Annotated in this window: 10 protein-coding genes; 9 read left to right on the top strand and 1 reads right to left on the bottom strand. The window is 67.2% G+C overall.

The annotated features are described in order from the left end of the window. Positions 1-149 precede the first annotated feature (149 nt). The 8 genes from ACVWY0_RS18420 (at position 150) to ACVWY0_RS18385 (ending at position 12,699) form a co-directional block, all read left to right on the top strand. Positions 150-1,583 (top strand): flotillin family protein, encoded by a 1,434-nt coding sequence (locus ACVWY0_RS18420; RefSeq protein WP_485837953.1) that lies wholly within the window; start codon positions 150-152, stop codon positions 1,581-1,583. Then, entirely contained in the window at positions 1,576-1,824 is a 249-nt protein-coding gene (locus tag ACVWY0_RS18415) for a hypothetical protein (protein ID WP_485837952.1), read from the top strand. Before ACVWY0_RS18420 ends, ACVWY0_RS18415 begins: the two co-directional genes overlap by 8 nt. Positions 1,825-1,912: 88 nt before the next feature. Continuing rightward, positions 1,913-3,118 carry a glycosyltransferase family 4 protein gene (locus tag ACVWY0_RS18410; protein ID WP_485837951.1) on the top strand — a complete coding sequence of 402 codons (1,206 nt, stop codon included), beginning with the start codon at positions 1,913-1,915 and terminating at the stop codon, positions 3,116-3,118. Next, complete coding sequence (locus ACVWY0_RS18405; protein WP_485837950.1) at positions 3,115-4,521, top strand: UDP-glucose dehydrogenase family protein; 1,407 nt, start codon at positions 3,115-3,117, stop codon at positions 4,519-4,521. Before ACVWY0_RS18410 ends, ACVWY0_RS18405 begins: the two co-directional genes overlap by 4 nt. A gap of 133 nt (positions 4,522-4,654) precedes the next feature. Beyond that, positions 4,655-6,796: a putative bifunctional diguanylate cyclase/phosphodiesterase gene (locus ACVWY0_RS18400; RefSeq protein ID WP_485837949.1), complete on the top strand. Its 2,142-nt coding sequence runs from the start codon at positions 4,655-4,657 to the stop codon at positions 6,794-6,796. A 37-nt stretch (positions 6,797-6,833) separates the two neighbouring features. Then, entirely contained in the window at positions 6,834-8,159 is a 1,326-nt protein-coding gene (locus tag ACVWY0_RS18395; protein ID WP_485837948.1) for a rhodanese-like domain-containing protein, read from the top strand. A gap of 101 nt (positions 8,160-8,260) precedes the next feature. Next, positions 8,261-11,791 carry a response regulator gene (locus tag ACVWY0_RS18390; protein ID WP_485837947.1) on the top strand — a complete coding sequence of 1,177 codons (3,531 nt, stop codon included), beginning with the start codon at positions 8,261-8,263 and terminating at the stop codon, positions 11,789-11,791. After that, positions 11,788-12,699 (top strand): GGDEF domain-containing protein, encoded by a 912-nt coding sequence (locus ACVWY0_RS18385; protein ID WP_485837946.1) that lies wholly within the window; start codon positions 11,788-11,790, stop codon positions 12,697-12,699. The genes ACVWY0_RS18390 and ACVWY0_RS18385 overlap by 4 nt, the downstream gene beginning before the upstream one ends. A 3-nt stretch (positions 12,700-12,702) precedes the next feature. On the opposite strand, the gene ACVWY0_RS18380 is transcribed toward ACVWY0_RS18385, so the two are convergent. After that, complete coding sequence (locus ACVWY0_RS18380) at positions 12,703-13,227, bottom strand: hypothetical protein (protein ID WP_485837945.1); 525 nt, start codon at positions 13,225-13,227, stop codon at positions 12,703-12,705. A 137-nt stretch (positions 13,228-13,364) separates the two neighbouring features. Here ACVWY0_RS18380 and ACVWY0_RS18375 point away from each other — a divergent pair, with 137 nt between their 5' ends. Beyond that, on the top strand, positions 13,365-13,925 hold the full coding sequence (locus tag ACVWY0_RS18375) for a dihydrofolate reductase family protein (protein WP_485837954.1): 561 nt from the start codon (positions 13,365-13,367) through the stop codon (positions 13,923-13,925). The last annotated feature ends 2 nt before the right edge of the window (positions 13,926-13,927 follow it).

Here is a 13,927-nt window from a genome sequence, read left to right as displayed (position 1 = left end):
GGACTCTTGGGCGGGCGCCAACCAGACTGTCTACAACAGCTGGCCGGCTAGCCGGAATTGGAGACACGCAATACCGGCAGGGACTGAGCAGCTGCCATTATTGGGGCTTTCCTGGGAGGCCTGTTCCGCACGCGCGAAAGGACCTCGTCATGCCGGATCTGTCAGCATTCTTCCCGCTTCTTGCCGCGATTATCGGGGCAATGCTGGTGGTCGGCTTTGTTTGGGGGGCCATCAAACTGATGTGGAAAGTGGCGGAGCCCAATGAGGCCCTGATCATCTCCGGCCTGACCCGCGGAACCCTGGAAACCCGGGCCGGAATGGACTTCAAGATTGTCACCGGAAAGGGCGCCCTGGTATTTCCGGGCCTGCAGACCGTCCGCACGCTTTCCCTGACGCTGAATGAAACGGAGCTAAAGGTTTCCTGCGTGACCTGGCAGGGCATCCAGGTGATTGTGGAAGGCGTGGTAATTTACAAAATCGGTGACGCCCCGCCGTTTATCGCAAATGCGGCCAGGCGTTTCCTGGGCCAGCAGCCCAAAATGGAAAGCCAGGTCTACAACGTCTTTGAGGGCCACCTGCGGTCCATCATCGGAAGCATGACCGTTGAAGAGATCATCCGCGAACGGGACAAGATGGGGTCCCAGGTCCGCAGCGCCAGCGGAGTGGAAATGGAGAAGCTGGGGCTGGTGGTGGATTCGCTGCAGATCAAGGACCTGCAGGACCCCACGGGGTACATCCAGAACATCGCCAAGCCCCACATTGCCCAGGTCAAAATGGAGGCCCGGATCGCGGAAGCCACGCGGAACCGTGAGGCGGCCGAGAAGGAAGCCGAGGCGGCGGCAATGATCGCGGACGCGCAGAGCGTTTCGGCCATCCGGCAGTCGGTGGCGCAGGCGAACGCCGAGCGGGCCAAAGCCGAGGCCGCCCAGGCGGGACCGCTGGCGGATGCGACCGCGCGGCAGCACGTCGTCGTCCAGGAAACGGAAGTGGCCAAGCTTGAGGCGGACCGGGAGGAGCAGAAGCTCCAGACCACGGTCCGGAAGCCCGCCGACGCCAAGGCGTACGCCAAACGCACAGACGCGGAGGGCCAGAAGGCGGCGGACATCAGCGCCGCCGAAGCGCTGGCCCGCCGCACGGAACTTGAGGCCCAGGCCAACGCCCGCCGGACGGAGCTGCAGGCCCAGGCGAACGCCACTGCCGCGGCGGCCGCGGCCGGAGCCACGAAGGTCACCGGCGAGGCCGAAGCCGCTGCCACCAGGGCCCGCGGTGACGCCGCGGCCTCCGCCATCAAGGCCAAGGCGCTGGCCGAGGCAGACGGCATCAAGGCGCGGGCCGAAGCACTCGGGACCAACCAGGACGCCGTCATTTCGCAGCAGCTGGCCGAAAACATGCCGGCCATCATCGCCGCAGCGGCCGAGCCTTTCTCCCATGTGGGCCAGATGACCGTGCTAAACGGCGGCGAGGGCGTCAATAAGATGTTGGGCGGCATCCTGGCCCAGGTGGGCGACTACCTTCCTGCCTTGTCCTCGGCACTGAAGAACAGCCGGGAAGGCAAGCGCCCCGCGAAAGGCCCCGATGCATAGAAACGTTGACCGGAGCCTGACCGGCAAGATCGGCCGCGTGACCGGGCGCATTGGCCCCGGAACCCTCGGCGAGGTCATGCTGCCCTACCGGGGCGGCACCAACGCGTTCCACGCCCACCCCTTCGACAAGACAAGCGTCTTTGCGGTCGGTGACGAAGTGCTGGTCATCTATTTCGAGCCGCCGCAAACGGTCTATGTGGACGAACTCCCGGACGTGCTGCGGCACGGCGAAGACGGCTGACCCCAAGCGCTGATCTGTTAACCCAACCTTTCCCTCGACTCAACCCAGGTGACCCCGCCCCGACAGGCGCCGCGCCCACCGTGGAGGGGTGAGGATCGCAATTGTTGCCGAGTCATTCCTGCCGCTGATGAACGGAGTGACCCACTCCATCCTGAGGGTGCTTGAACACCTGGAGGACCAGGGCCACGACGTCCTGGTCATCGCCCCTTCCACCTATGCTGTCGCCGAGTTCGGGGGGCCGGCCGAGGTGGTTCACGGCGCGACGGTGCACCGGGTTCCCGCGGTTCCGCTGGCTGGCTACACCAACGTGCGAGTGGCGATGGGCGGTGTGTACCGGGTCAAGCGAATCCTTGCCGACTACGCACCCGACGTCGTCCACCTCGCATCGCCGTTTATCCTCGGGTGGCGGGCAGTGCAGGCCGCGCATCAGTTGGGGATCCCCACCATAGCCATCTACCAGACCGAGGTTCCCAGCTACGCCGCACGCTATGGTGTGCCGTTCCTGGAGAACTGGGCGTGGAACCGGGTGGAGAATATCCACCTGCTGGCCACCCGGACCCTGGTGCCGTCCACCTTCGCGCTGAACCAGTTGCGCGGCCGCGGGATTCCGCGGGTGGGCATGTGGAAGCGCGGTGTGGATACCGCGCGGTTTTCGCCGGAAAAGCGCGACGCCAGGTGGCGGGCAACGGTTGCCCCCGGGGGTGAGCGGATCATCGGCTACGTCGGCCGGCTGGCCATCGAAAAACAGGTAGAGGACCTCGCCGCGCTCGCCAACGTCCCGAACACCAAGCTGGTGATTGTGGGCGACGGACCCCAAAAGTCCGCCCTGCAGGAAGCCCTGCCGGACGCCGTGTTCACCGGGTTCCTCGGCGGTGAGGAGCTGGCGAAGGCGGTGGCGTCCTTCGACCTTTTTGTCCATCCCGGCGAGTTCGAGACGTTCTGCCAGACCATCCAGGAGGCCATGGCATCGGGGGTACCGGTGGTGGCCACGGGCCGCGGCGGACCCTTGGACCTGGTGGAAAACTCCCGTACAGGCTGGCTGTACCAGCCCGGCGACCTGGCCGGCTTCCGGGCCCGGGTGATGGACCTGATGGGCGACGACGCCAAGCGCCGAGCGTTCGCCACGACAGCGCACGCCTCGGTCCAGGCGCGGACGTGGCCGGTGCTCAGCGCCGAGCTGGTGCGTCAGTACCAATCAGTAATCGCCGGAGAGCCGTTGGCTGAAACCGTCGAAACCAAGAGCCGCCGCCCGGTGGTTGAGCCAGTCGAAACCAAGAGTGGAGCGTCCCTGTGAAAATATCGGTGATCGGCTGCGGCTACCTCGGCGCGGTGCACGCCGCCACGCTCGCGTCCATGGGCCACACCGTGGTGGGCATCGACGTGGACGCCACCAAAGTGGACCAGCTGGGCCGCGGCCAGGCCCCCTTCTTCGAACCCGGCCTGGACGAACTGCTCCGCGACGGACGCAGCACCGGCCGCCTCACGTTCTCCACCGACGTCGCCGCTGCCGCCGGCGCCCAGGTCCATTTCCTGTGCGTCGGGACGCCGCAGTCCAAGACGTCCGACGGCGCCGACCTCACCTTCCTCGTTTCCGCCACCGAGGCGCTGCTCCCGCACCTGGCGAGGGGCGCCGTCGTCGTCGGTAAATCAACGGTGCCCGTGGGCACGGTGGACATGCTCCAGGGCGTCCTCGCGGGGCGGCCGGACGTGCAGCTGGGCTGGAACCCGGAGTTCCTGCGGCAGGGCACAGCAGTGAAGGACTCGCTGGTGCCGGACCGGCTGGTCTACGGTGTGGCGGGCGGACGCGCCGCGGCCTTCAACCCCAAGACCGGGGCGCCGCGTGCCGTGACGGCTGCGCTGGATGCCGTTTATGAGCCGCTGCTGAACGCCGGCATTCCGCGCCTGGTGTGCAACTTTGCCACGGCTGAACTGATCAAGTCGGCCGCCAACGCGTACCTGGCCACCAAGGTCAGCTTCATCAACGCCATCTCCGAACTGTGCGACGCGTCCGGCGCGGACGTGGCCGAACTCAGCGAGGCCATGGGCATGGACCCGAGGATCGGGAACCGCTACATGCATGCCGGGCTGGGCTTCGGCGGCGGGTGCCTGCCCAAGGACATCCGCAGCCTCCGCAGCCAGGCCGCGGCTCTGGGCGTGGACCCGGTGAACGACTGGATGGGCGTGGTGGACGCCATCAACGTCCGCCAGCGGACCCGGACGGTGTCCCTGGCCGGGGAACTGTGCGGCGGCGCGCTCTCCGGACGCGCGATCACCATCCTCGGAGCCTCCTTCAAGCCCGAGACCGATGACATCCGCGACTCCCCCGCCCTGGACGTCGCGGCCCGGCTGGCAGCGGCCGGCGCGCACGTGACGGTGACCGATCCGAAGGCCGTGAACCACGCATGGCTGCGGTATCCGCAGCTGCGGTTCGAAGCCTCCGCAACGCGGGCCTTGGAGGGTGCCGAACTGGTGCTCCTCCTTACTGAGTGGGACGAATACCGGCGCCTGAGCCCTGCCGCTACGGGCGCTTTGGTGCGGCGGCGGGTGATCCTGGACGCCAGGAATGTGCTCGACGCCGCTGCCTGGCAGGCGGAGGGCTGGGTGGTCCGCGGGCTGGGCACCAATGCCGGTGCCGCTGTCAGTGTCGTTTCCGGGGCCGGGGCCAGCGCCGGAATGACGGGAATGCGTAACTCTTAGCCAGTTTTCACCGCTACGGACCAAGCGAAGCGCGAATTCCCGGGCCTCCATTCCCAACAGCGTCTCAAAAGTGACGCATTTTCGTACGGCGATCACAACCTGCACTTTATGATGTGCGTGGGGGTGGTAGCGCATGGGGGGTTCCAAGCGGCAGAACAAGGATTTGGGCGCGCCAAATTTCCGCGCGCTTCTTGATGCCAGCCCGGATGCGCTTCTCGCTGTCAACGCGGACCGCACCATCAAAATGGCCAACGCGGCCGCCAGCAAGCTGTTCGGCTACACCCGCGCTGAGCTGATCGGCAGCGACCACTGGCTGCTCCTGTCGGAGGGGTTCCGGAGCGAAACGCGGCTTCTTCAGGAGCACCTGCAAGCGCAGCCCGATAAACCGCTGCCGCCGCGTGAAGTGTACGGACTGCACCGGGACGGCACAGAGTTCTCCGCCGAGGTGGCAGGCTCACTGCTGGACGACGGCGGCTCGCAGGTTTTGCTGGTTTCAGTCCGGAGCACGGAACACCGGAAGGGAGCTGACGCTGACCTCCTCGAGGCCATGTCACTGCTGACGGCCACCCTCGAATCCACCGCGGACGGCATCCTGGTGATCAGCTCGGACGGCAGTGTTGCCGGGTTCAACGACCAGTTCCTGAAAATGTGGGGCATCCCGCCGGAACTCCTGGACGGTGACACCGAAGTGCCCATCATGCGGCTGATCATCTCCCAGGTTGCCAACCCGGAGGCCTTCATGGCAAGGATCGCCGAGGTTGTGGAGAACCCTGCGGCAGAAAGCCACGACGTGCTGGACTTCAAGGATGGCAGGACCTTTGAAAGGTACTCGCGGCCCCAAAGGGTTGGTGAGAGGATCGCGGGCCGGGTGTGGAGCTTCCGGGATGTCACTCCGCGCAGGCAGGCGCAGGAGCAGGCCGAGCGGGCCCTGACTGATTTGGCCGCGCAGGCGGAACAGCTGAGAGCACTTGCGTTCCAGGACCCGCTGACCGGGCTGGCCAACCGGGCGGTGTTCAACCAGGCCCTCACGGCGGCCCTCACCGAACCACGCCTCAAGACCGTCGATGTCCTGCTGATCGACCTCGACAACTTCAAGGAAGTCAACAACATCCTTGGCCACCAGGCAGGCGATGACATGCTCGTGGAAGTGGCACGCCGGCTGCGCGGCTGTGTCCCCACGGCCGACGTGGTGGCCCGGCTCGGGGGCGACGAGTTTGTGGTGCTGCTGATGGCCTGCCCCGACGCCGAGGCCATTGCCAAATGCATCGTCCGCTCTCTGCATGTGCCCGTGACCATCAACGGCACGGCGCTGCGGCCGAGCCTCAGCCTGGGGCTCGCCTCCATTGGCAAGGATACGATGGTCGCTTCCGAGTTGCTTCGTGAGGCGGATATCGCCATGTACGCGGCCAAAGCTGCCGGCAAGAACCGTTTCCTGCGCTTCCATCCGGACATGATGACTGCGCTGGTGCAGCGGACGGAGATGGAAGCGGGATTGCAGCTCGCGGTCACCCGCGGTGAGATCTCGGTGGCCTTCCAGCCGATTGTCTCCCCGCGGATCGGGCAAATGGTCCAGTTCGAGGCCCTGGCGCGGTGGGACCACGCCGGCGAGCGCATCCCGCCGTCGGTCTTTATCCCGATGGCGGAGCGCAGCGGCCTGATCGGCGAGATCGGCAACGAAGTGATGGGGCTCAGCCTGGTGCAGCTGGCGCCTTGGCTGCGCGAGGACCTGTCGCGGTCGCTCGCGGTCAACGTGTCCGGTGTGCAGCTGCAGGAACCGGCTTTTGCCGGAGGCGTCCTCCGCCTGGCCGCTGCCTGTGGCGTGGGCGCTTACCAGCTGGTCCTGGAAGTCACCGAAAGCGTGTTTTTCGACCCGGACTGCGGACTGATCAGGCAGCTCAGCAGCCTGCGCGAGGCCGGCGTCCGGGTGGCGCTGGATGACTTCGGCACGGGCTATTCGTCGCTGGGCCGGCTGCAGGACCTGCCTGTGGACACCGTCAAGATCGACCGAGCGTTTGTGTCCATGGTCCGGACGGGACAGGAACGCCTGCCCATCCTGAGCTCCATGATCAACATGGCCCATAGCCTGGGCCTGACCGTCACCGCCGAAGGCGTCGAAACCGCCGTGCAGGCAGACTACCTGACCGCGCTGGATTGCGATTCGCTGCAGGGGTACCTGTTCTCGCTGCCGGAGACCGGGCAGCGGCTGGGTCTGGCCTGCCGGCAGGCGGAAGACGCCCTGGCAGCGCTGGCGGGCAGGCGGCCTACAACCGCCTGACCGAGCCAACTTCGGGCTGCGGGAGGACAATGAACCTATGGACGTCGTTGTCATCGAAACGCGGCCGCTCGGGGACCGCAGCTACCTGGTCCACGACGGCGAGGTGGCGCTGGTCATCGATCCGCAACGGGACACGGACCGCGTGGAAGCCGCGGCCGCGGAAGCCGACGTCCGGATCACCCACGTTGCCGAAACCCACCTGCACAACGACTACCTCACCGGCGGGCTCATCCTCGCCCACACGCACAGTGCCGAGTATCTCGTCAGCGCAAACGACGACGTCGCGTTTGAACGCACGCCAATAGCCGACGGCGGCACGGTCCAGGTGGGCCGGCTCACCGTGAAGGCCGTGGCCACGCCCGGCCACACCCACCACCATCTCAGCTACGTGGTCAGCGATGGCGAGGACCAGGCGGTGTTCTCCGGCGGCAGCCTGCTCTACGGGTCCGTGGGCCGGACGGATCTGGTCAGCGACGAGGACACCGAAGACCTCACCCACGCCCAGTACTCCTCGGTCCGCCGCCTGGCCGCAGAGGCCAAGCCGGACGCAGCCCTGTACCCCACGCACGGGTTCGGCTCGTTCTGTTCGTCCGGGCCGGCGTCGAGCGCCCGATCGTCCACCATCGCCGAACAGCAGGAAAACAACCACGCTTTCACGGACGCCGATGAGGACCACTTTGCGCGGGAGCTCATCAGCAACCTGACGGCCTACCCGTCCTACTACGCGCACATTGCCCCCGCGAACCGGCAGGGCCCGGGGCAGGCGGACCTCACCGTGCCGGAATCCGTGGATCCGGAGGAGCTCAGCCGCCGGCTCGCGGACGGCGAATGGGTGGTGGACCTGCGCCACCGGGTGGCCTTCGCCAGCAGTCACCTGCAGGGTTCGGTGAGTTTCGAGTACGGCCGCGGCTCCAGCTTCACCGCGTATCTGGGCTGGGTCCTGCCGTGGAACCAGCAGCTCACTCTGGTGGGGTCAGAGGAGGACGTCGAAAAGGCCATCCGGGACCTCTCCCGCATCGGCATCGACTCCCCCGACGCCGCCCTCGGAACGGACCCGTCGGCACTCGCGCCGGGCACCGCCCTCGTGCATTATGCGCGTGTGGGGTGGGAAGACCTGCTACACGGGCGCAGTGCCGGGGACGTGGTGCTGGATGTGCGCCGGACGGAGGAGTACGACGCCGGCCACCTCGCCGGGGCGGTGAACATCCCGCTGCATGAGCTGCTGGGGCGGATGGCCGAGATTCCGGCGGGCACGGTGTGGGTGCACTGCGCCAGCGGATATCGCTCCGGGGTGGCGGCGAGCCTGCTGCAGCGCGCGGGCCGGCAGGTGGTTCATGTGGACGGGAAGTACGGTCCTTCTTGAGTTGTGAGGGATATCATAGGGATGCGTCTCCGCCCAGGTCTCGGGCGGGCCCGGGTCTCAGCTTTTACGGGTGACGGGCGCACCTATGGGGAGGGATCCGCGTGTCTCAGACTGGTCTCCTGGAGCGACGTCCCGCCATCGGCAGGAGCAAGGCCAAACTGGGTTGGCTGATCTTGCTTGCTGCCGTGGTGCTGGGCGTGCTTGGGCTTTACTTGAGTGCCAACAATGGCACTCTCCCGGCCCTGGTGACCGGTGATTTTTCGATCCTCTTCGCGGCCTTGCTCGCGGGTGCCAGCTGCGGCCGGGCTGCGCTGCGCGGCGGCGTGAACGCCAAGGCCTGGGGCTTTATGGCCGCGGGAGCCTTCATCTGGGCGGCCGGCCAGACGGTGTGGACCTATTACGGCCTCAGCAACGACCACGTGTACCCCTTCCCCTCGCTGGCCGATGCCCTGTTCCTGGCCTATCCGGTGCCGGCCGTCATCGCACTTTTCAGCTTCAAGCGGCAGGCCGGCAGCCGGACGGCGATGTTCCGGACGGTGATGGACGCCGCCGTGATCGCCGGCTCGGTCCTGGTGGTCAGCTGGTACACGGTCCTCAGCGCGGCGTTCAGCTCCGACAGCGGGGACCTCCTGGCCCGCCTGACGGGCATGGCCTACCCCGTGGTGGACGTGATCATCACCTCGCTTGTCCTGGCGCTGGCGATGCGCCGGCAGCCCGGTGAGCGCCTGCCCTGGCTGTGCTTCGGGGGCGGGCTGCTGGTACTTACGGTCACGGACAGCATCTACGTGCGGCTGACGTTCGAGGGCATCTTCGGAGTGACCGGTTCGCCGCTCGCACTCGGATGGATCGTGGCGTTTCTTTTGATTGCCCTCGCACCGCTGCTGCCCTACGCGGAGAACCCGGGGCCGGACCGCAAAGCCTATGCGCTGGCTCTGGAGCTCCTCCCGTACGCGCCGCTCCTGGCCGCCGTGATGATGCTTGCAGCCCCGCACGTCAACGAACTGGGTCCCTTCCTGCTGGTGGTGGGCAGGGCAACGCTGGTTTTCGTGCTGGTGCGGCAGGTGCTGATCGTCATTGAGAACATCACCCTAACCGCCGGGCTGGAGCAGGAAGTGGCGGCCCGGACGGCGGAGCTCGAGGGCCTGGGCGCGATCGTGAACTCCTCCAGGGACGCCATCCTGAGCACCACGCCGGAGGGCATCATCACCAGCTGGAACCCGGGAGCAGAACAGCAGTACGGCTTCACAGCCGCGGAAGCGATCGGCAGTGATGTGGTCCAGCTTCTCCTGCCTCCGGGGAGCACTGAAAGCGATGAAGTCTTCATGCACCTCCGCGATAGCGGGGAGGCCATGAGCTTCGAAACCGAACACCTGCGCAGGGACGGCGTGGTCATTCCCGTGTCCGTGACCATCTCCCCTATCCGGGAAGGTGGGACGCTCCGCGGAGTCGCGTCCATAGCCAGGGACATCACCCTGCGCCGTGCTGCCGAACAGGAGCTGCAGGCGGCCCGGGAGGCTGCGCTGGAATCCAGCCGGCTCAAGTCCGAGTTCCTGGCCACCATGAGCCATGAAATCCGTACGCCCATGAACGGCGTGGTGGGGCTGACCGCGCTGCTGTTGGAGACGCCCCTGGACGAAACGCAGAAGCAGTACGCGCAGGGCGTCAAGGGAGCCGGCGAGGCGCTGCTGGCCCTCATCAACGACATCCTGGACTTCTCCAAGCTGGAGGCCGGCAAGGTGGATCTGGACGCCCGGCCCTTCGACCCACGCCTCCTCGTTGAGGAAGTGGCAGGCCTGCTGACCGAACCCGCGCAGGCCAAGAACCTGGAGCTCATCGCCTACTGTGAACCCGACGTTCCGGCACGGCTGCACGGCGATTCCGGCCGCATCCGCCAGATCCTGCTGAACCTCGCCTCCAATGCCGTGAAGTTCACGGCGACGGGCGAGGTGTCCATCCGCGTGAAAACGGAGACACCTGACGCGCAACCGGGGGCCACCGCCATGGTCTGCTTCGAGATCCGCGATACGGGCATCGGGATCGACCCTTCGCACCACGCGCGCCTGTTCGAATCCTTCTCCCAGGCGGACGCATCCACCACCCGGCGCTACGGCGGCACCGGCCTGGGCCTGGCCATTTGCAGCCGGCTCACTGAGGCCATGGACGGCGAGATCGGGCTGGACAGCTCTCTGGGCGAGGGCAGCACGTTCTGGTTCCGTATCCCCGTGCCTGTGGCCCCGCCGTCCACGGATCCCGTGCCGGCCGCCGGTTTCCTTACCGGGCTGCGCGTCCTGGTGGTGGACGACAACGCCACCAACCGCCTCGTCCTGGAATCCCAGCTGCGCGGCTGGAAGCTGCAGCCGGAGGCCGTGCCGGATGCCCGCACCGCGCTGGCCCGCGCCCACGAAGCCGCAGCAGCCGGGGTGCCCTTCCACCTGGCCGTGCTGGACCTCTGCATGCCTGATACCGATGGCCTGGAGCTGGCCCGCAAACTCAAGGCCGACGCCGCACTGGCGGACATCGAGCTGATCATGCTCACGTCCACCATGCAGGTCAACGCCGCCGAGATCGCCGACGCCGGAGTCCGCGAATGGCTCATGAAACCGGTCCGCAGCTCCGAGTTCTACAACCGCCTGGTCCGGCTGATGTCCACGAGTGAACACCATGCCCCGGCGCCTTCGGCCGGCTCGCCGTCCGGGCCTTCCGAAGCTGAGCAGTCCCCTGAATCGTCCCCTAATTCGTCCTCTGAGCCGTCCTCTGCGTCGTCCTCTGCGTCGTCCCTGCGGGGGCCGTCCCGCGGCCGCATCCTGGTGGTGGAGGACAACGAGGTGAACCAGCTGGTGGCCCGCGCCACGGTGACCAAGTTCGGCTACGCGGTGGACGTGGTTGCCGATGGCGCCGAGGCCGTGGCCGCCACTGCAAAGACCAGGTACGCCGCCGTCCTGATGGACTGCCACATGCCGGTGATGGACGGGTTCGAGGCCACGCGCGTCATCCGCCGGCGCGACGGAGGGGCCGGCCATCTTCCCATCATCGCGATGACCGCCGGCGCCCTGGACGGGGACCGGGAACGGCGCCTCGCCGCCGGCATGGACGATTACCTCTCCAAACCGGTGGACGCCGCCGAGCTTGAAGCCGCCCTGGCCCGCTGGGTCCCCGAGCAGGCCACGGAGGTTCCTGCGCCGCCGGAGCCGGCGGCGCCTCAGTGGGAGGAGGCTCCCCAGCACGAATCTCCCCAGCAGGTGGCTCCCCTGCTGCTGGCCGTCACCGGTGGAGGTGCTCCCGCGCTGGATGCGGACCGGCTCGCCATGCTGCGCGGCCTCGGCCCGGAGGACGGCCTGGGCTTGCTGCCCGCAACGACAGAGGCGTTCCGGAAGGACGTTCCCGCGCGGCTCGCGGCGCTGCGCGAAGCGGTGCACAACGGCGGCGGGCCGGCCCTGGCGCAGGCGGCGCACGCTCTGAAGGGTGCGGCCGCCAACATCGGGGCTACCGCCGTCGCAAGCCTGTGCGGCGAGCTGGAGGACCTGGGACGCAGCGGAAAGCTCGACGGCGGCCGGCAGCTGGTCAGCCGGCTGGAAGCTGAGCTTGTGCGCGTGGACTTTGAACTCGATCTAGCGCTGGAGGTGGCACAGTGAAAGTCCTGGTGGCGGATGACGATCCGGGCTCGCTCCTGGTGGCCCGCGCCGCCGTCGAACGCTACGGGCATGACTGCCTGACGGCGGCCGACGGTGACGACGCGTGGGCGCTGTACCTGGAGCACCAGCCCGATGTTGTCGTGACGGACTGGATGATGCCCGGGATGGATGGGCTGGCGCTATGCCGTGCCATCCGGGCGCGCGGGGCGGACCTGTACACGTACATCGTGCTGCTGACGTCGCAGGGGTCCCGGGACGATGTGCTCGCCGGGCTCGAAGCCGGAGCGGACGACTACGTCACCAAGCCGCTGGATCCGTTTGTCCTGCATGCCCGGCTGCTGGTGGCGCTGCGGGTGACAACGCTGCACGCGGACCTGGCGCATTACCGGAAGGTGCTGTCGCAGCAGGCGCGGACCGATCCGCTGACGGGCCTGCACAACCGGCTCAAGCTTTCCGAGGACCTGGAGCAGCTGCATGCGCGCAGCCAGCGGTACACGGAGGAATACTGCGTGGCCATGTGCGATGTGGACCATTTCAAGAGCTACAACGACATCTACGGGCACCAGGCGGGCGATCTCGCGCTGCGGGCCGTGGCGGAGGCGCTGGTGGGCGCGGCGCGCAAGAGCGACGGCGTGTACCGCTACGGCGGCGAGGAGTTCCTGCTGGTGCTGCCGAACCAGTCACAACTGAGCGCCAGGGCCTTTATGGAGCGGGCGCTGGACAGTGTCCGCGCGCTGGAGATTGTCCACTCCGGGGATCCGCTGGGGCAGCTGACGCTGAGCGCCGGGATTTCCGCGTTCACCGCCGAGCACCGGGCCGACGCCGATACCCTCCTGGGCGAGGCCGACGTCGCGCTTTATGCGGCCAAGGCCGCCGGCCGGAACCGGGTGGAGCTAGCGATGCAGTAGCGGCTACGCGGCTTTCTTGCGCTGCTTCTTGGCCGGCTGCTGCTGAGCAGGCTGCTGCTGCACCGGATGGCGCTTGACGGGCTGCTGCTGGGTTACCGGGCGGTGTTGTGCGGGCTGTTTCGGCGCGGACTGCTTTGGGGCTTCGGGCTCGGCGGGCTGTGCCGGGGCCTCAGCCTGCGTTGCGGGCTCCTGAACCTGCTCGTGCGCTGGTTCTGCGTCCTGCAACGTTTCTTCCTGCGCGGCCTCGTACTCGGCGGTCCCGTCCTGTTCCAGCTCAACCAACGCGTACATGCGGTTGCGGCGCCAGCGGCGGACCAGGTCCACACCGGCCAGGATGCCTGCCAGCGGCGTCAGGACAGCCGCGGCATAGACGAACAGCATCCACGTCAGCGTGGCCATGGGGGGCTGGTTGTTGTTCAGCAGGGAGAGCCCGCCGAACATGGCGATGATCCAGAAAAGCAACACCGCCGTCAGCACCGCGGCCGCGGGGAAGTACTGGTTGCGTACGATCTTCTTCAGGGTTTCCATGCATGTTCCTCCTGCCTGGCCGGGTGCGGTGAGAGGCCGCATGAACACCAGTATGCGGCTGCCGGCCCGCGGATTCGCGCAACACGCAGGGGGTGGTGACGAACGTAACTGCGGCCAGGCGAGACCGGTGATCAAGCCTGTCGAGATCCAGGTTTCGACAAGCTCAACCAACGACGGACTCAAGCTCAACCACCGGTCGGGGCTTCCATGCTGCGGGCATTGCCAATACCGTGGATGACAACCGCCCCCTGACCCGCATGATGGAAAGCGTGGACACCGTGGTGCTTGGCCGGGTGAGCTACCAGGAATGGGCTGGGTACTGGCCCACAGCATCGGTGGACGAGGACTTCGCCGGCTTCATCAACCCGGTGGAGAAGTTCGTGGCATCCCGGACGCTGACAGAACCGCTCGAGTGGCAGAACTCCCACCTGATCGAGGGACCGCTGGAGGAATTCGTGGCGGGCATGAAAGAGCGCGACGGCGGCGAGATCGCCGTCACCGGCAGCATTTCCGTGGTGCGCCAATTGCTGTTCGCCGGGCTGCTGGATGAGCTGACCCTGATCACCCACCCAGTGGTGGCCGGCAGCGGCAGGAAGCTGTTCCAGGACGGCGACCCGGTGACGCGGCTCGGCCTGAGGGACCAGTACCGGACCACGAAGGGCAACGTCGTCAGCACCTATGGGCTGCTGGGCGAATAACG

The sequence above is a fragment of the Arthrobacter sp. UYNi723 genome, assembly GCF_054057635.1.
The sequence above is the reverse complement of the archived record's forward strand: the minus strand, read 5'-3'. Positions and strand labels throughout refer to the sequence as shown.